Origin of the sequence: Microbacterium stercoris (assembly GCF_017592545.1) — a bacterium.
Classification (GTDB): Bacteria; Actinomycetota; Actinomycetes; order Actinomycetales; family Microbacteriaceae; genus Microbacterium; species Microbacterium stercoris.
Window position 1 is genome coordinate 740,535 of sequence record NZ_JAGFOA010000002.1, and the last position, 16,633, is coordinate 757,167.

Sequence of the window (16,633 nt, forward strand, 5' to 3'; positions counted from 1 at the left end):
CGCCCGGGGGCGAGATGGGCGCGCCGCCCGGGGTCTTCTGACCCCGGGGGCGGGGGCGGGGGGGGGGCGCCCCCCCCGGCCACCCTTCTTCCTCCCTGCACCTCGGCACGAAAGGATCCCCGTGGGCGTCATCTTCGACAACCTCGATTTCTGGGGCGAAGCGCTGGTCGGCACCCTCGTGCTGTTCTTCGGCGGCGGCGCGCTCGCGCTGGTTCTCGGCACGATCGTCGGCGCGATGCGCGTCTCGCCCGTGCCGATCGCGCGCGCGGTGGGCACCTTCTACGTCAACACGATCCGCAACACCCCGCTCACGCTGGTCTTCTTCGGCTTCGCGTTCACGCTTCCCCCTCTGCTCGAGGTGCGAGCCAGCGGCGGGCGCGAGTTCATCTTCGCCATCGCGGCCCTGGGCGTGTACACCGCCACCTACGTCGCCGAGACGATCCGCTCGGGCATCAACACCGTTCCCGTCGGGCAGGCCGAGGCCGCTCGCGCGCTGGGCCTCGGCTTCGGCCAGGTGATGACGCTCGTTGTGATGCCCCAGGCCTTCCGCTCCGTGATCCCGCCGATGATGAGCGTCTTCATCGCGCTGCTGAAGAACACGACGGTGGCCGCGGGCTTCTCGATCATGAATCTCGGCTCCGCCCGAGACTGGCTGTCCGAGCGTGGAGAGAACCAGCTGACCGTGATCCTCTGGGTGATGATCATCTTCGTCGCCCTCGTGCTGCTGCTGTCGTGGCTGCAGCGAACGTTCGAGAACCGCTGGAGGGTCGCGCGATGAGCAGCTCCGTTCTGTACGACGTCCCGGGCCCCAAGGCGATCGCCCGCAACCGCGTGCTCGGCGTGCTCACGATCCTCGTGGTCGCGGCCGTGATCGGCTTCCTGCTGTGGAGGCTGGCGGCCACGGGACAGTTCGCCGCCGAGAAGTGGAGTGCGTTCACCTACACGCGGGTGTGGCAGTCGATCCTGCTCGCGACCTGGAACACCGTGAGCGCCTTCCTGGTCGCCGCCGTCGGTGCGCTGGCGTTCGGCTTCCTGCTCGCCATCGGCCGTCTCTCGGACCACGCCTGGGTGCGGATCCCCTTCACGATCGTGATCGAGTTCCTGCGCGCCGTGCCCGTGCTGATCATGATGTTCCTGCTCTACTACGGACTTCCCGTCGCGGGCGTGCGCCTCGACAAGTTCGTGGTGGTGGTCGTGGCCCTCATCGCCTACAACGGCTCCGTGCTCGCCGAGGTGATCCGCGCCGGCGTCGAGGCGCTGCCGCGCGGACAGAAGGAGGCGGGCTACGCGATCGGCCTCCGCAAGGCGGGCGTGATGCGGCTTGTGCTGCTGCCGCAGGCGATCCGCGCCATGCTGCCGGTGATCCTGTCGCAGCTCGTGGTGACCCTGAAGGACACCGCCCTCGGCTTCATCATCACGTACGAGGAGCTGCTGTTCTACGCGAAGTACCTCGGCTCGCAGTCGACACTCGATCGCCCGATCATCCAGGCGACGATCGTCGTGGGCGCGATCTACATCGGTCTGTGCCTGCTGCTCTCCGGGGCCGCGCGTCTGCTCGAGAAGCGGATGCGCAAGTCCCCGCGTGTGCGCGCCGCGGAGGAGGCCATCGCGCCGCGTCTGCACGACGGCACCAACACCGGGCTCATCGGAGTGCAGGACGCCGCAGAGCTCGCCCGTCTCGACGACCGGGGCGGGCCGGCGAGCGGGCACTCGGTCGGGCCGTGAGTCGGGGGCGTCGCACGAGCGCCGGTAGACTCGGTTCTCGTGTCTGATGCTCCCGAGATCACCCCAGAGGCGGTGGAATCCGCGGTCGCCGATGCGCTGGCCGCGATCGCCGGCGCCCCCGACACCGCGGCCCTGAAGGCCGCCCGATCGGCGCACGCGGGGGAGGGCTCGCCGCTGGCGGCCCTCAACGCGCAGATGCGCAGCGTTCCGAACGAGCGCAAGGCCGAGTTCGGCAAGCTCGTCGGCGGCGCGCGCGGTCGTGTGACCCAGGCGCTCGCCGCGCGTGAGGCCGAGCTCGAAGAGGCCGAGACCGCCGCCCGGCTCGAGGCCGAGCGCATCGATATCACCGCCGTGGCCTCGCGCACCCGTGTGGGGGCGCGCCACCCCATGTCCGTGCTGCAGGAGCAGATTTCCGACGTGTTCGTCGGCATGGGATGGGAGATCGCGGAGGGGCCCGAGCTCGAGCACGAGTGGTTCAACTTCGACGCCCTGAACTTCGACGAGGACCACCCGGCTCGTCAGATGCAGGACACGTTCTTCGTGGATCCGGTCGCCCGTCACCTGGTGATGCGCACGCACACGAGCCCCGTGCAGGTGCGCTCGATGCTCGACCGCGACCTGCCGATCTACATCCTCTGCCCGGGGCGGGTCTACCGCACCGACGAGTTCGATGCGACGCACCTGCCCGTCTTCACGCAGGCAGAGGGCCTCGTGATCGACAAGGGCATCACGATGGCGCATCTCAAGGGCACGCTCGACCACATCGCCAAGGCGCTGTTCGGCGAGGAGGCCAAGACGCGCCTGCGCACCAATTACTTCCCGTTCACCGAGCCCTCTGCCGAGTTCGATCTCTGGCACCCGACCTTCAAGGGCGGCGCGCGCTGGATCGAGTGGGGCGGCTGCGGAATGGTCAACCCGAACGTGCTGCGTTCGGCCGGGATCGACCCCGAGGTGTACTCGGGTTTCGCGTTCGGGATCGGCATCGAGCGGGCGCTGATGTTCCGCTCGGATGTGCAGGACATGCGGGACATGGCCGAGGGCGATGTCCGCTTCAGCGAGCAGTTCGGGATGGTGGTGTGATGCGCGTCCCGCTTTCGTGGCTGCGTGAGTACGTGGATGTCCCCGCTTCGGCGACCCCGGAGGACGTCCTCGCGGCGTTCGTGTCGGTGGGCTTCGAGGAGGAGGAAGTCATCCGCTTCGAGCTGAGCGGACCGGTCGTGGTCGGCACCGTGCTCTCTTTCGAGGCCGAGCCGCAGTCGAACGGCAAGACCATCCGCTGGTGCCAGGTCGATGTCGGCGAGGCGGAGCCGCGCGGGATCGTCTGCGGAGCCGGCAACTTCTACGAGGGTGACAAGGTCGTCGTGTCGCTCCCGGGCGCCGTGCTGCCTGGTCCCTTCCCCATCTCCGCGCGCAAGACCTACGGCCACGTGTCGGACGGCATGATCGCCTCCGCGCGCGAGCTGGGTCTCGGTGACGAGCACAACGGCATCCTGCGTCTTGTCGAGCTGGGGCTGGACCCCGAGCCGGGCACGAACGCCATCGAGCTTCTCGGCCTCGACGACGTGGCGGTCGATGTCAACGTGACGCCGGATCGCGGCTACGCGCTGTCGATCCGCGGCCTCGCGCGCGAGTACGGCCACGCCACCGGCGCGGCCTTCCGCGATCCGGCGCTGGCCGTGACGCCCATGCCCGGATCCGGCTTCTCGGTGACGGTCGACGACCAGGCGCCCATCCGCGGACGAAACGGTGTCACCGAGTTCGTCACGCGCACCGTGCGCGGGGTGGATCCGTCGCGCCCGACGCCGCCGTGGATGATCGCGCGCCTGTCGCTCGCGGGCATCCGCTCGATCTCGCTGCTCGTCGACATCACCAACTACGTGATGCTCGAGCTGGGCGGCCCGATCCACGGCTATGACCTGAGCAAGCTCACGGGCGGCATCACCGTGCGCCGCGCGACCGCGGGGGAGACCCTCGAGACGCTCGACGGGCAGAAGCGCAAGCTGAACGCCGAGGATCTGCTCATCACCGACGAGTCGGGCCCCATCGGCCTGGCCGGTGTCATGGGCGGTGCCACCACCGAGATCGGCGCCGACACGACCGACGTGCTCATCGAGGCCGCGGTCTTCGACACCGTCTCGATCGCGCGCACCGCTCGCCGTCACAAGCTGCCCAGTGAGGCGTCCCGTCGCTTCGAGCGCGGCGTCGACCCGCTGCTGCCTGCCGCCTCGGCGCAGCGCGTGGTCGACCTGATGGTCGAGCTCGGCGGCGGCACGGCCGACGAGCTCGGCAGCTCGATCGGTGTGACGTACGCCCCCGAGCCCATCGCGCTGCCCTCCGGCTTCGTGCAGGGCGTCGTCGGCGTCGACTACACGCCCGCGCGCATCGCCGAGACGCTCGAAATCATCGGCGCGGACGTGACCGCGACCGCCGACGGATGGAGCGTCACGGCCCCGTCGTGGCGCCCGGACCTCACCGACAAGTGGACGCTCGCCGAGGAGGTCGCTCGCATCGACGGCCTCGACGCGATCCCGTCGATCCTGCCGACGCCGCCCTCGGGCCGCGGCCTGACGCCTGCCCAGCAGGGTCGCCGCCGCGTCGCGAACGCTCTCGCCGCCGCCGGCTACGTCGAGACGCCGTCGTTCCCGTTCATCTCGCAGGAGCAGAACGACCTGCACGGCTCGGCCACGGGCGAGTCCCTGCCCAGCGTGCGTCTCGCGAACGCGCTCGACGGCCAGGCGCCGTTCCTGCGCCGCTCACTGATCCCGGCGCTGCTGCAGACGGCTCACCGCAACGTCTCGCGCGGTCACACCGACCTCGCGCTCTTCGAAGTGGGCACCGTCTTCCTCCCCGAGCCGGGCGTGACCTATGGCACCGACACGATCCCCGCAGGCGCCGTGCGTCCGAGCGACGAGACCCTCGCCGCGCTGAACGCCGCGATTCCGCCGCAGCCCCGCCACGTCGCGCTGCTGCTCGCCGGTGCCGTGTCGCCCAAGCAGCCGGGACGCGAAGCCGAGGCCGCCGGTCTCGAGGTCGCCCTCGACGCGATCCGCGTGATCGCGGTCGCGGCGGGTGTCGACATCACCGTCGCCCAGGGCGAGCGCGCGGCGCTCCACCCCGGCCGCACCGGCGTGCTGACGGTGGGGGATGTCGAGGTCGGCTACGTGGGCGAGCTGCTGCCCGCCGTCGCCGCCGACGCCGACCTGCCCGGCCGCGTGACGGTCGCGGAACTCGACCTCGATCGGATCCTGGATCTCGCGGGTGAGCGCGTCACGGTCGCGCACCTGTCGACGTTCCCGGCCGCGACGCAGGATGTCTCGCTGCTCGTCGACGCCGCTCTCCCGGCCGCCGACCTGCGGGCGGCGCTCGTCGAGGGGGCGGGCGCGCTGCTCGAGAGCGTGCGCCTGGTCGATGACTACCGCGGTCAGGGCGTTCCCGAGGGCTCCAAGAGCCTGACCTTCGCGCTGCGCTTCCGCGCGGAGGACCGCACGCTCACCGCGGCCGAGGCCACCGCGGCGAAGCTCGCGGGCGTCGCGGTCGCGGCTGAGCGCCACGGCGCCGCCATCCGCGAGTGACCCGCCGCATCGGGTGAGCCGCGCGCCGAGCGCCCTCCGGGGCCTCGGCGCGCTGCCGTCCGGGTCAGCTCAGGCCGTGCTCGCCACGCAGGGGCACGAAGCGCACACCGCCGAGGTCATCGATCTCCAGATCGTCGCCTCGGCGGGTGGCCCGCACCAGCTGCTGCCATCCGGGCCGACGCTCGAGTGGCATCACGATGCGCCCGCCCTCGACGAGCTGATCGATCCACGGCCGAGGGATCTCCGGGCCGGCCGCCGCGGCGAGGATCGCGTCGAACGGCGCCTGGTCCGCAAGGCCCAGCGTGCCGTCGCCCGTGACGACACGCACGGCGCCGAATCCCGCGGCATCGAGCGCCGCCCTGGCCTGCTCGGCAAGCGCCGGGACGAACTCGACCGACCAGACGTCGGCGCCGGTCGCCGCGTACACGGCGGCCGCATAGCCGGACCCGGTGCCGACGTCGAGCACGCGGTCGCCGGGGCTCAGGCGCGCGGCCTCCGCCGTCAGGGCCACGATGTAGGGCTGCGAGATCGTCTGACCGTGGCCGATCGGCAGCGGTGAGTCGGCATAGGCGTCGGCGGCGACCGACTTCAGGAGGAACAGCTCGCGCGGCACCGAGGCCATCGCGGCGAGCACCCGCTCGTCGGTGACGCCCCGCGCGGCGATGTGCCACTCGACCATCGTGCGGCGTTCGTCAGCGCGGGATGCTGCCCGATCCTCGCTCATGCGCCCACCGTACGGTCGCCGCCGGAGAATGGCGACCCCTGCGAGACCTGATATCCTCGCCCCATGCCGAACGGCCAGACGATCCTGAACCCCGATGGGGTCATCGTCCTGCGCCGACGTCCGCGTGGCCGCCGAATCACGGCGACGCCGCGAAGCTCTCGCGCCTGAGGCGCGGTCGAGCCGGCCCCGGACGGGCCGAGCGGCGTCGCCTGCAACGGCCCCCGCTCACGGACAAATAAGGTGGAACCCATGACCTATTCGGTCGCCGTCTCCGGCGCTTCTGGCTATGCAGGAGGTGAGCTGCTCCGGCTGCTCGCCGATCACCCCGACATCGAGATCCGCACGGTCACCGCGCACTCGAACGCGGGTCAGAAGCTCTCGGCGCATCAGCCGCACCTGCGCTCGCTTGCGCATCTCACGCTGCAGGACACGACCCCCGAGATCCTCTCGGGCCATGACATCGTCTTCCTCGCGCTCCCGCACGGTCAGTCGGGCCAGTACACCGACGCACTCACCGACGTCGGTCTCGTGATCGACTGCGGCGCGGATCACCGCCTCACCGGCAAGGACGACTGGGACGCCTTCTACGGCGGCGAGTTCCACGAGCCGTGGGCATACGGTGTGCCCGAGCTGATCGTGGGCTCCGGGAAGCAGCGCGAGCACCTCGTCGGCGCAACGCGCATCGCCGCCCCCGGGTGCAACGCCTCGACCGTGGCGCTGAGCCTCGCGCCGGGCATCGCGGCGGGGGTCATCGAGCAGACCGATCTGGTCAGCGTGCTCGCGGTCGGTCCTTCGGGTGCGGGCAAGAGCCTGAAGACCAACCTGCTGGCCAGCGAGATCCTCGGATCCGCCAACCCGTACGCCGTGGGCGGCACGCACCGGCACATCCCCGAGATCCAGCAGTCGCTGCGCGGCGCCGGCGGCACGGGCGACCTCGGCCTCTCGTTCACCCCGGTGCTTGTGCCGATGTCGCGGGGCATCCTCGCGACCAGCACCGCGCGCATCGCCGAGGGAGTCACCGACGCACAGATCCGCGAGGCGTGGGAGAGCGCGTACGGCGACGAGACCTTCGTGCAGCTGCTGCCCGAGGGGCAGATGCCGCGCACGGCCGACGTGACCGGCGCCAACACGGCCCTGATCGGTCTCGCGATCGATCGCAAGGCCGGTCGTGTCGTGGTCGTCACGGCCGTCGACAACCTGACCAAGGGCACGGCGGGAGCCGCGATCCAGTCGATGAACATCGCGCTCGGCCTTCCCGAAGGCCGCGCGCTCAGCGTGAATGGAGTGGCGCCGTGAGTGTGACCGCAGCCCAGGGGTTCGAGGCGGCCGGCGTCGCCGTCGGCCTGAAGTCGTCCGGAAACAAGGATGTCGCGGTCGTCGTCAACCGCGGCCCGCTCAAGGCCGGCGCGGCCGTGTTCACCAGCAACCGCGCCAAGGCGAACCCGATCATCTGGTCGCAGCAGGCGATCGCCGACGGCGTGGTCGAGGCGGTTGTGCTCAACTCCGGCGGCGCGAACTGCTTCACCGGATCCTTCGGCTTCCAGACCACGCATCAGACGGCTGAGAAGGCGGCCGAGCTGCTCGGCGTGAGCGCGGGCGACGTGCTCGTGTGCTCGACCGGGCTGATCGGATCCGGCGACAAGGTCTTCCGGGCCAAGGTGCTCGAGGGCACGCAGCAGGGCATCGCGCAGCTGTCGCCCGACGGCGGCGACGACGCGGCGGCGGCGATCATGACCACGGACACCGTGCCGAAGACGGCCGTCCGCCAGGGCGACGGCTGGACCATCGGCGGCATGGCCAAGGGCGCGGGCATGCTCGCCCCGGGACTTGCCACGATGCTCGTCGTCATCACGACCGATGCCGTGCTCGACGCCCCGCAGCTCGACGCGCACCTGCGCGCTGCGACCCGGGTGAGCTTCGATCGTCTCGACTCCGACGGCTGCATGTCGACCAACGACCAGGTCACGCTGCTCGCGTCCGGCGCCTCGGGGGTCACGCCCGACGAGGCCGAGTTCCGTGCCGCGCTGATCGAGGTCAGCCGCGAGCTGTCCGCCAAGCTGCAGGACGACGCCGAGGGTGCGAGCCACGCGATCGCGATCGAGGTCGTGGGCGCCGCGTCCGAGGACGACGCCGTCGAGGTCGGCCGCTCGGTCGCCCGCAACAACCTCTTCAAGGCGGCGATCTTCGGCAACGACCCCAACTGGGGACGCGTGCTCGCCGCGATCGGCACCACGCAGGCCGCGTTCGACCCGTACAACGTCGACGTGACGATGAACGGCGTGCGCGTCTGCACGCAGGGCGGTCCCGACCGTCCGCGGGACGAGGTCGACCTGACGCCGCGCGCCACCCACGTGCGGATCGACCTGTTCGAGGGCGACGCGGAGGCGACGATCCTCACCAACGACCTGACTCACGACTACGTGCACGAGAACAGCGCCTACTCCTCATGACCGGCCACATCGAGAACGTCGATATCCAGGACGTCAGCCCCGAGGAGGCCGCGACGAAGGCCGCGACCCTCATCGAGTCGCTTCCGTGGGTGAAGAAGTACCGCGACCAGATCGTCGTGGTGAAGTACGGCGGCAACGCCATGATCAGCGAGGAGCTGCAGGACGCGTTCGCGCAGGACATCGCCTACCTCCGCTACGTGGGCGTGCGCCCCGTGGTGGTGCACGGCGGCGGCCCGCAGATCTCGTCGATGCTCGACCGCCTGGCCATCCCCAGCGAGTTCAAGGGCGGCTACCGCGTCACCAGCACCGAGGCGATCAGCGTCGTGCGCATGGTGCTGACGGGCCACATCAACCCGCAGCTCGTCGCGAAGATCAACTCCCACGGACCGCTCGCCGCGGGCCTGTCGGGCGAGGACGCCGGCCTGTTCGGCGGACGCAAGCGCGGTGTCGTCATCGACGGCGTCGAGGAGAGCCTCGGGCGGGTCGGTGATGTCGTGCGGGTCGATCCCGCCGCGGTGCTCGACCACCTCGACGCCGGACGCATCCCCGTCGTGTCGAGCATCGCGCCCGACCTGGACCACCCCGGTCAGACGCTGAACGTCAACGCGGATGCCGCAGCCGCAGCCCTCGCGGTCGCCCTCAAGGCGCAGAAGCTCGTGGTGCTCACGGATGTCGCCGGCCTCTATGCCGACTGGCCGAACCGCGACTCGCTGGTCTCGCACCTGACGGCCGAGGAGCTGCGCGAACTGCTGCCCAACCTCGAGTCGGGAATGATCCCGAAGATGCAGGCCTGCCTCGACGCGGTCGAGGGAGGCGTGGGCGCCGCGGCCATCATCGACGGCCGCGTGCAGCACTCGGTGCTGGTGGAGCTCTTCACGAGCAAGGGAATCGGAACGCAGGTGACGGCGGAATGAGCGACGTGCAGAACAACGACAGCTGGCAGGATGACGCATCGCGCGACCTCATGAGCCTCGGCGGGCGTCTGGCCCTGCTCGAGCGTGGTGAGGGCTCGCACGTCTGGGACGTCGACGGCAACCGCTACCTGGACTTCCTCGGCGGCATCGCCGTCAACTCGCTCGGCCACGCGCATCCGGTGTTCGTCGAGACGGTCTCGCGCCAGGCGGCCACGCTGTCGCACGTCTCGAACTACTTCGCGACACCGCAGCAGCTCGAGCTCGCCGCGCGCCTCAAGCAGCTCGCCGGCACGGGGGAGTCGGGCCGCGTGTTCCTCGCGAACTCGGGCACGGAGGCCAACGAGACCGCGATCAAGCTCGCGCGCCTGCACGATGCCGACGGCCTCATCGTCTCGCTCGACGGAGCCTTCCACGGCCGTTCGACCGGCGCGCTCGCGCTGACTCCGAAGCCGGCCTATCAGGACCCCTTCCGGCCGCTGATGCCGGGCGTCAAGAGCATCGCCCCGACCATCGAGGCGCTCGAGCAGCTCTTCGCGGGAGGTGAGCGCATCGCGGCGCTCGTCGTGGAGCCCATCCAGGGCGAGGCCGGCGTTCTCCCGCTGCCCGACGGCTACCTCGCCCGCGCCCGTGAGCTCACAACGACCCACGGCGCCCTGCTGATCCTCGACGAGGTGCAGACCGGCATGGGCCGCACCGGGCACTGGTTCGCCTTCCAGGCGGAGGGCATCGTGCCCGACGCGATCACGCTCGCGAAGGGCATCGCCGCGGGCTTCCCACTCGGCGCCCTCGTCACCTTCGGCGCGGCCAGCGAGCTGTTCTACCCCGGCACGCACAACTCGACCTTCGGCGGCAACCCGCTCGCGAGCGCCGTCGCGAACGCCGTGATCCAGGAGATCCAGGATCGCGATCTGCTCGCCAACGTCACGACGCGCGGCGCCCAGCTGCGCGCGGGCGTCGAGGGCCTTCCGCTCGTTGCAGACACCCGTGGGGCCGGCCTGCTCATCGGCATCCGCCTCACCGCGCCGCTTGCGGCCGAGGTGCGCGCCGCGGCCCACGAGCGGGGCCTGATCGTCAACGCGCCCACCGCGGATGCGATCCGCATCGCGCCCGCTTACACGATCGGCAACGCCGAGGTCGCGGAGTTCCTCGACCTGTTCGGCCAGGCGCTCGCCGCTGTCAGCTCCGCCCACCCGAACCAGGAGACCCCCGAATGACCCGCCACTTCCTGCGCGACGACGACATCACGCCCGCCGAGCAGTCGGAGATCCTGGATCTCGCGGCCGAGCTGAAGAAGGACCGCTGGGCCGACAAGAGCCTCGCCGGCCCGAAGACCGTCGCGGTCATCTTCGACAAGTCCTCCACCCGCACGCGTGTCTCGTTCGCGGTCGGCATCGCCGACCTCGGCGGCTCACCGCTGATCATCTCCACGGCGAACAGCCAGCTCGGCGGCAAGGAGACCCCCGCCGACACCGCGCGTGTGCTCGAACGACAGGTCGCGGCCATCGTGTGGCGCACCTACGCCCAGGCCGGCCTCGAGGAGATCTCGAAGGGCACCACGGTGCCGGTGGTCAACGCGCTCTCCGACGACTTCCACCCCTGCCAGCTGCTTGCCGATCTGCTCACCATCCGTGAGCACAAGGGCGAGTTGAAGGGCCTCACCCTGTCGTTCTTCGGCGACGGCGCGAGCAACATGGCGCACTCCTACGTGCTCGCGGGAGTCACCGCCGGCATGCACGTGCGGGTCGCCTCGCCGGAGGACTACGCGCCGCGCGAGGACATCGTCGCCGACGCGGATCGGATCGCCGCGCAGACGGGCGGATCCGTCACGCTCCTGACCGACCCGCTCGAAGCCGCGGCCGGTGCTGACGTCATCGTCACCGACACGTGGGTGTCGATGGGCAAGGAGGAGGAGAAGCTCGCGCGCCTGCGCGACCTCGGCCAGTACAAAGTCACCCAGGAGACCATGTCGGTCGCCGATTCCGAGGCGATCTTCATCCACTGTCTGCCCGCCGACCGCGGCTACGAGGTCGACGCGGAGGTCATCGACGGCCCGCAGAGCGTCATCTGGGACGAGGCCGAGAACCGACTGCACGCCCAGAAGGCGCTGCTGGTGTGGCTGCTGCGTCAGGGCTGACCGCGCGCATCCGGAGCCGTCTCGCGCGGCTCGACGGACGAGGCCGCGAGCCGGGTGTCGACCTGGCCCGCGGCCTCGCCGTCTTCGGCATGTTCGCGGCGCACCTGCTGACCACGCTGCCCTTCGACTGGGCGCACCCCGAGACGTGGACCGATCTGGTCAACGGGCGGTCGTCGATCCTGTTCGCGACCCTCGCCGGCGTCTCGCTCGCGCTCGTCACCGGGCGCACCGAGCCGCTGTCCGGCACCGCATTGGCGTGGGCGAGGGTGCGGATCTCGCTGCGCGCGGTCTGCATCTGGGTGATCGGCTATCTGCTGATCCTGCTCAACACCCCGGTCCTGGTGATCCTGCCCGCATACGCGATCCTGTTCCTGCTCGCCCTGCCGCTGCTTCGCGTGCCACCGGTGTGGCTGTTCGCCGTGGCGGGGCTGATATCGGTGACGATGCCGTTCGCCGTGCATGCGATCGATGCGGCGGGTCACGACGGAGAGATCGCGCAGGGCGTGGTGCTGCTGCTGGGCTGGGACTATCCCTTCCTGCTGTGGGCGGCTTACCTCATCGCGGGCCTGGGGATCGGCCGAATCGCCTTCTCCCGTCCGCTCACCGCGCTCATCCTCGCCACCTGCGGAGCCTTCCTCGCCGTCGTCGGGTACGGCATCATCGGCGCGGCCGCGCTGCTGTGGCCTGCGGACCCCCTCTGGGGCGCCGTGCTGTCGAGCGGCGCGCACTCGAACGGGATCGGCGAGGCCGTCGGATCCGGGGGAGTGGCGATCGCGATCATCGCGCTGTGCGCTCTGCTGTGCCGCACGCCCGTGCGGTGGATCGTGCTGCCCGTGCGCGCGGTGGGTGCGATGCCGCTCACGGCCTACTCGGCGCAGCTGGTCGCCTGGGCGATCCTGCAGCCTCCGGCCGGTGCGTACGGCTCGGACCTCGCGGCCTTCCGCGCGCTCGAACCGTTCTGGCCGCTCACGATCGCGACTCTGGTGGGCTGCACGCTGTGGACGCTGCTGGTGGGACGCGGCCCGCTGGAGTGGCTGATCGCCCGCATCGCGGGGATCGGCTTCGCCGCTTCGGCGTCCGGAAGCCCCGACGCCGCTCGGTAGGCTGGAAGCCATGAGCGAGCAGGCGACAGACGGCACCCACGGCACGAACGAGGGAGCCCTGTGGGGCGCGCGATTCGCGTCCGGCCCCTCGCCCGAGCTCGAGGCCCTGAGCCGTTCGACCCACTTCGACTGGCGTCTCGCCCTCTACGACATCGCGGGGTCGCACGCGCACGCCAAGGCGCTCGCCGCGGCCGGCTATCTCGAAGCCGACGAGGAGCAGCGGATGCACGAGGGCCTCGACGTGCTCGCTCGCGGCATCACCGAAGGCACGCTCGTCGCGCGTCCGGGCGACGAGGACGTGCACGGCGCCCTCGAGGCCGCCCTCATCGAGACCGTCGGTGCCGATCTCGGCGGGCGCCTGCGCGCCGGTCGCAGCCGCAACGACCAGATCGCCACGCTCGTGCGCATGTACCTGCTCGACCACTCGCGCGTGATCGCCAAGGAGATCCTGGCCCTCATCGACGCGCTCGTCGCGCAGGCCGATGCGCACGAGGGCGTCATCCTTCCCGGACGCACCCACCTGCAGCACGCCCAGCCGGTGCTGCTCGCGCATCACCTCCAGGCGCACGCCTGGCCGCTTGTGCGAGACCTCGAGCGCCTGCGCGACTGGCGCGTGCGCGCGGCCGTCTCGCCGTACGGCGGCGGCGCGCTCGCCGGATCGACCCTCGGTCTCGATCCGCAGCTCGTCGCGTCGGAGCTCGGCCTCGACCGCCCGGCGGAGAACTCGCTCGACGGAACGGCCGCGCGCGACGTGGTCGCCGAGTTCGCCTTCATCGCGGCGCAGATCGGCATCGACCTCTCGCGCTTCGCCGAGGAGATCATCCTCTGGAACACGCGCGAGTTCGGCTTCGTCACCCTCGACGACGGCTATTCGACGGGGTCGAGCATCATGCCCCAGAAGAAGAACCCCGACATCGCCGAGCTGACGCGCGGCAAGGCCGGCCGCCTGATCGGAAACCTCTCGGGCCTGCTCGCGACGCTCAAGGGCCTCCCGCTCGCTTACAACCGCGACCTGCAGGAGGACAAGGAGCCGGTCTTCGACTCCGTGGACACCCTCGAGGTCGTGCTGCCGGCCTTCACCGGCATGGTCGCGACCATGCGCTTCGATGCCGCCCGAATGGCCGACCTCGCCCCGCAGGGCTTCTCGCTCGCGACGGATGTCGCCGAGTGGCTCGTCAAGCGCCGCGTGCCGTTCCGCGAGGCGCACGAGATCTCCGGATCCCTCGTGCGCGTCTGCGAGGAGGCGGGCATCGGTCTGGAGGAGGCGACGGACGCGCAGCTCGCATCCGTGTCGGCTCACCTCACGCCGGAGGTGCGCGAGGTGCTCTCCATCGAGGGATCCGTCGCGAGCCGCACCGGCGTCGGCGGCACGGCGCCCGCGCGCGTCGCCGAGCAGCGCGCCGAGCTCGTCGAGCGCGCCCAGGCGGCCATTCACGCCCTCGGGCTGTAAGTCGCAGCCGAGCGCCCGCTCCGGCCGACGCGCGGAGGGCTTCCGTCGAATGTCGGTGGCCCGCGCCAAGCTGTGGTCATGATCTTCGCCGGTCTCCTTCTCCTCGCCGTGGGCGGGGTGGACCTCGTGCGCACCGTGTTCCGCCGTGCGAGCGCGACCGTGCTCACCGTGGGCCTCTCGGTCGTGATGGTCACGGCGGTCGTGATCGGGCTGCTTGCGGGGGCGCCCGCCGCGGGCTTCGCGGGAGCGGTCGTCGCCGGCCTCTGGCTGTGGCTGATGCCCGATCGGGGGCATTCGCCCGCTTCGATCTGGCCGGCTGCGGGCGTCGGGGCACTGGCCGCCCTTGCGATCGTGCTCGTGCCGGCCGATCACGGCACCGGTGCCTTGGGTCGCGTCGAGATCGCGGCGCCGCTCGGTCCCCTCAGCCTCCCCGCGCTCGTTCTGCTCCTGGGTGCGCTGACGTATCTGCTGGAAGCGGCGAACGTCGTGGTGCGGGCCGCTCTCGAACGAGAGAACATCGCGCCTGCCCCCGACCCGTCGGATGAGGCGGACGACGACGGCGCTGAACCGGCGATCGAGGCCGCGGTGCTCCCGAAGCTCGGCCCCGGCCAGGTGATGCGCGGCGGGCGGCTGATCGGCCCGCTCGAGCGTGCGATCGTGTTCGGCCTCACGCTCGCCTCCGCTTACCCGCTGCTCGCGGCGTTCATCGCGGCGAAGGGCATCGTGCGCTTCCCCGAGATCTCTCGTGATGGGGATGGGGGAGACCGCGCCGAGTACTTCCTCGTGGGCAGCATGGTCAGCTGGGTGCAGGCGCTCGCGCTGGCCTTCCTGGTGTGGTGGGGGCTTCGATCCTGAACTCGCCGCGCCGCCGCACGAATTAGGCTGGTGTGCGTGACCGTGCCGAGCCTTGCCGCCCCCGCGAACGACCCCAGCTTCGAGAACGTCTGGGACGAGCTCGTGTGGCGTGGCCTCATCCACGTCTCCACCGACCCCGAGGCCCTGCGCGAGCTGCTCGCGGGCCCCCCGATCGTCTACTACTGCGGCTTCGATCCGACCGCGGCCAGCCTGCACCTCGGCAACCTGGTGCAGCTGCTGACGATGCGCCGCCTCCAGCTCGCCGGTCACCGCCCGCTCGGGCTCGTGGGCGGATCCACCGGGCTCGTCGGCGACCCGCGCCCTACCGCGGAGCGCACGCTGAACACCCGCGAGACCGTCGAGGAGTGGGTCGCCAAGCTGCGGAGCCAGATCGAGCGCTTCCTCTCGTTCGAGGGGGACAACGCCGCGCGGATGGTCAACAACCTCGACTGGACCGCCCCGCTCAGCGCGATCGACTTCCTCCGGGAGATCGGCAAGCACTTCCGTGTCGGCACCATGCTGAAGAAGGACGCCGTCAGCGCGCGCCTCAACTCGGACGCCGGCATCAGCTACACCGAGTTCAGCTACCAGATCCTTCAGGGTCTCGACTACCTCGAGCTCTACCGCCAGTACGGCTGCGTGCTGCAGACCGGCGGCAGCGACCAGTGGGGCAACCTGACCTCGGGCACCGACCTGATCCACCGCGTCGAGCAGACGTCCGTGCACGCGATCGGCACGCCGCTGATCACCAACAGCGACGGCACCAAGTTCGGCAAGAGCGAGGGCAACGCCATCTGGCTCGACGCCGAGATGTGCAGCCCGTACGCGATGTACCAGTTCTGGCTCAACACCGACGACCGCGACGTCATCGCGCGCCTGAAGGTGTTCACCTTCCTCACGAGGGCGGAGATCGAGCAGTACGAGGAGCTCGTCGCGTCGGAGCCCTTCCATCGCGCGGCGCAGAAGCGGCTCGCGCTGGAGGTGACCGCCACGGTGCACGGCGCCGAGGCCGCCCAGGCGGCGATCGATGCGTCCGAGGCGCTGTTCGGCAAGGGCGATCTGCGTGCGCTCGACGCCGCGACTCTCGCCTCCGCGCTTCGTGAGCTGCCGAACGCGCAGATCGCCGCCGGCACGAACGTGGTCGACGCGCTTGTGGCGACCGGTCTCGTCGCCAGCAACGGAGAGGCCCGTCGCGCGATCGCGCAGGGCGGCGTCTCCATCGACGGCGAGAAGGTCGAGTCCGACGAGGCCGTCATCACGGGGGAGCTCCCCGGTGGTGTCGCCGTGCTGCGCCGAGGCAAGAAGGCGCTCGCGGGCCTGTTCGTCTCCTGACGTCGCGACACGCCCGGAACCGGCCCCGGTTTGCCCGACGTCCGGGATCCACGTAATGTATTCCCTTGTCGCCGCCAAGCGGTGAGGTTGAGCCGGAAGGTTCCCACCCCAGGTCTGCGACAGACTCACACACCGAAGATCACGAAGTGGTCGACTGTGCGTGAGGTTCTTGCCGCCCGCAAGACAGCAGGCAAACGGACACGGCGTGTCGGTTTGACAGCAGATGAAAGAGCGGTAAGATAGAGAAGTTGCCCCGGAGGGCTGCGGCGGGAGTCGCAGGGCTGGGAGCATCCGATCCTTGAGAACTCAACAGCGTGCACTTGTCAAATGCCAAATAACCTCGTCGGCCGATTTTTGATCGGTTCGGCAAGATT

At 70.5% G+C, this 16,633-nt stretch carries 14 protein-coding genes; 13 read left to right on the forward strand and 1 reads right to left on the reverse strand.

The window, feature by feature from the left end:
* Positions 1-121: 121 nt before the first annotated feature.
* Genes J5V96_RS07630 through pheT form a run of 4 tightly spaced genes read left to right on the forward strand, consistent with a single transcriptional unit; the run spans position 122 to position 5,297 of the window.
* The gene (locus J5V96_RS07630) at positions 122-778 is read left to right on the forward strand and encodes an amino acid ABC transporter permease (protein WP_208502295.1); all 657 of its coding nucleotides are present in this window, start codon (positions 122-124) and stop codon (positions 776-778) included.
* Positions 775-1,725 (forward strand): amino acid ABC transporter permease, encoded by a 951-nt coding sequence (locus J5V96_RS07635; RefSeq protein WP_208502297.1) that lies wholly within the window; start codon positions 775-777, stop codon positions 1,723-1,725. The genes J5V96_RS07630 and J5V96_RS07635 overlap by 4 nt, the downstream gene beginning before the upstream one ends.
* A gap of 39 nt (positions 1,726-1,764) precedes the next feature.
* Positions 1,765-2,805 carry a phenylalanine--tRNA ligase subunit alpha gene (gene pheS, locus J5V96_RS07640; protein WP_208502299.1) on the forward strand — a complete coding sequence of 347 codons (1,041 nt, stop codon included), beginning with the start codon at positions 1,765-1,767 and terminating at the stop codon, positions 2,803-2,805.
* Positions 2,805-5,297 carry a phenylalanine--tRNA ligase subunit beta gene (gene pheT / locus J5V96_RS07645; RefSeq protein WP_208502301.1) on the forward strand — a complete coding sequence of 831 codons (2,493 nt, stop codon included), beginning with the start codon at positions 2,805-2,807 and terminating at the stop codon, positions 5,295-5,297. The genes pheS and pheT overlap by 1 nt, the downstream gene beginning before the upstream one ends.
* A gap of 64 nt (positions 5,298-5,361) precedes the next feature.
* Here the strand turns inward: pheT and J5V96_RS07650 are convergent, their stop codons facing one another.
* On the reverse strand, positions 5,362-6,021 hold the full coding sequence (locus J5V96_RS07650) for a protein-L-isoaspartate(D-aspartate) O-methyltransferase (protein WP_236014543.1): 660 nt from the start codon (positions 6,019-6,021) through the stop codon (positions 5,362-5,364).
* Between the two features lie 249 nt (positions 6,022-6,270).
* Here J5V96_RS07650 and argC point away from each other — a divergent pair, with 249 nt between their 5' ends.
* From argC to tyrS, 9 genes are all read left to right on the forward strand, one after another.
* Positions 6,271-7,317, forward strand: coding sequence for an N-acetyl-gamma-glutamyl-phosphate reductase (argC, locus tag J5V96_RS07655; protein WP_208502303.1), 1,047 nt, complete (start codon positions 6,271-6,273; stop codon positions 7,315-7,317).
* Complete coding sequence (gene argJ, locus J5V96_RS07660; RefSeq protein WP_208502305.1) at positions 7,314-8,471, forward strand: bifunctional glutamate N-acetyltransferase/amino-acid acetyltransferase ArgJ; 1,158 nt, start codon at positions 7,314-7,316, stop codon at positions 8,469-8,471. The genes argC and argJ overlap by 4 nt, the downstream gene beginning before the upstream one ends.
* Entirely contained in the window at positions 8,468-9,385 is a 918-nt protein-coding gene (gene argB, locus J5V96_RS07665; protein ID WP_208502307.1) for an acetylglutamate kinase, read from the forward strand. Before argJ ends, argB begins: the two co-directional genes overlap by 4 nt.
* Positions 9,382-10,599: an acetylornithine transaminase gene (locus J5V96_RS07670; protein ID WP_208502308.1), complete on the forward strand. Its 1,218-nt coding sequence runs from the start codon at positions 9,382-9,384 to the stop codon at positions 10,597-10,599. Before argB ends, J5V96_RS07670 begins: the two co-directional genes overlap by 4 nt.
* Complete coding sequence (argF, locus tag J5V96_RS07675; protein ID WP_208502310.1) at positions 10,596-11,519, forward strand: ornithine carbamoyltransferase; 924 nt, start codon at positions 10,596-10,598, stop codon at positions 11,517-11,519. Before J5V96_RS07670 ends, argF begins: the two co-directional genes overlap by 4 nt.
* Positions 11,498-12,622 carry a heparan-alpha-glucosaminide N-acetyltransferase domain-containing protein gene (locus tag J5V96_RS07680; protein WP_208502313.1) on the forward strand — a complete coding sequence of 375 codons (1,125 nt, stop codon included), beginning with the start codon at positions 11,498-11,500 and terminating at the stop codon, positions 12,620-12,622. Before argF ends, J5V96_RS07680 begins: the two co-directional genes overlap by 22 nt.
* 10 nt (positions 12,623-12,632) lie before the next feature.
* Complete coding sequence (gene argH, locus J5V96_RS07685) at positions 12,633-14,072, forward strand: argininosuccinate lyase (protein WP_208502315.1); 1,440 nt, start codon at positions 12,633-12,635, stop codon at positions 14,070-14,072.
* A gap of 78 nt (positions 14,073-14,150) precedes the next feature.
* Positions 14,151-14,927, forward strand: coding sequence for a hypothetical protein (locus tag J5V96_RS07690; RefSeq protein ID WP_208502317.1), 777 nt, complete (start codon positions 14,151-14,153; stop codon positions 14,925-14,927).
* A 36-nt stretch (positions 14,928-14,963) separates the two neighbouring features.
* On the forward strand, positions 14,964-16,259 hold the full coding sequence (gene tyrS / locus J5V96_RS07695; protein ID WP_208502319.1) for a tyrosine--tRNA ligase: 1,296 nt from the start codon (positions 14,964-14,966) through the stop codon (positions 16,257-16,259).
* The last annotated feature ends 374 nt before the right edge of the window (positions 16,260-16,633 follow it).

Excerpts from the sequence above, each read along its gene's own strand:
- argC (WP_208502303.1), top strand. The coding sequence starts at position 6,271 with ATGACCTATTCGGTCGCCGTCTCCGGCGCTTCTGGCTATGCAGGAGGT.
- pheT (WP_208502301.1), top strand. The coding sequence starts at position 2,805 with ATGCGCGTCCCGCTTTCGTGGCTGCGTGAGTACGTGGATGTCCCCGCT.
- J5V96_RS07690 (WP_208502317.1), top strand. The coding sequence starts at position 14,151 with ATGATCTTCGCCGGTCTCCTTCTCCTCGCCGTGGGCGGGGTGGACCTC.
- argF (WP_208502310.1), top strand. The coding sequence starts at position 10,596 with ATGACCCGCCACTTCCTGCGCGACGACGACATCACGCCCGCCGAGCAG.
- J5V96_RS07670 (WP_208502308.1), top strand. The coding sequence starts at position 9,382 with ATGAGCGACGTGCAGAACAACGACAGCTGGCAGGATGACGCATCGCGC.
- argH (WP_208502315.1), top strand. The coding sequence starts at position 12,633 with ATGAGCGAGCAGGCGACAGACGGCACCCACGGCACGAACGAGGGAGCC.
- J5V96_RS07650 (WP_236014543.1), bottom strand. The coding sequence starts at position 6,021 with ATGAGCGAGGATCGGGCAGCATCCCGCGCTGACGAACGCCGCACGATG.
- argB (WP_208502307.1), top strand. The coding sequence starts at position 8,468 with ATGACCGGCCACATCGAGAACGTCGATATCCAGGACGTCAGCCCCGAG.
- J5V96_RS07635 (WP_208502297.1), top strand. The coding sequence starts at position 775 with ATGAGCAGCTCCGTTCTGTACGACGTCCCGGGCCCCAAGGCGATCGCC.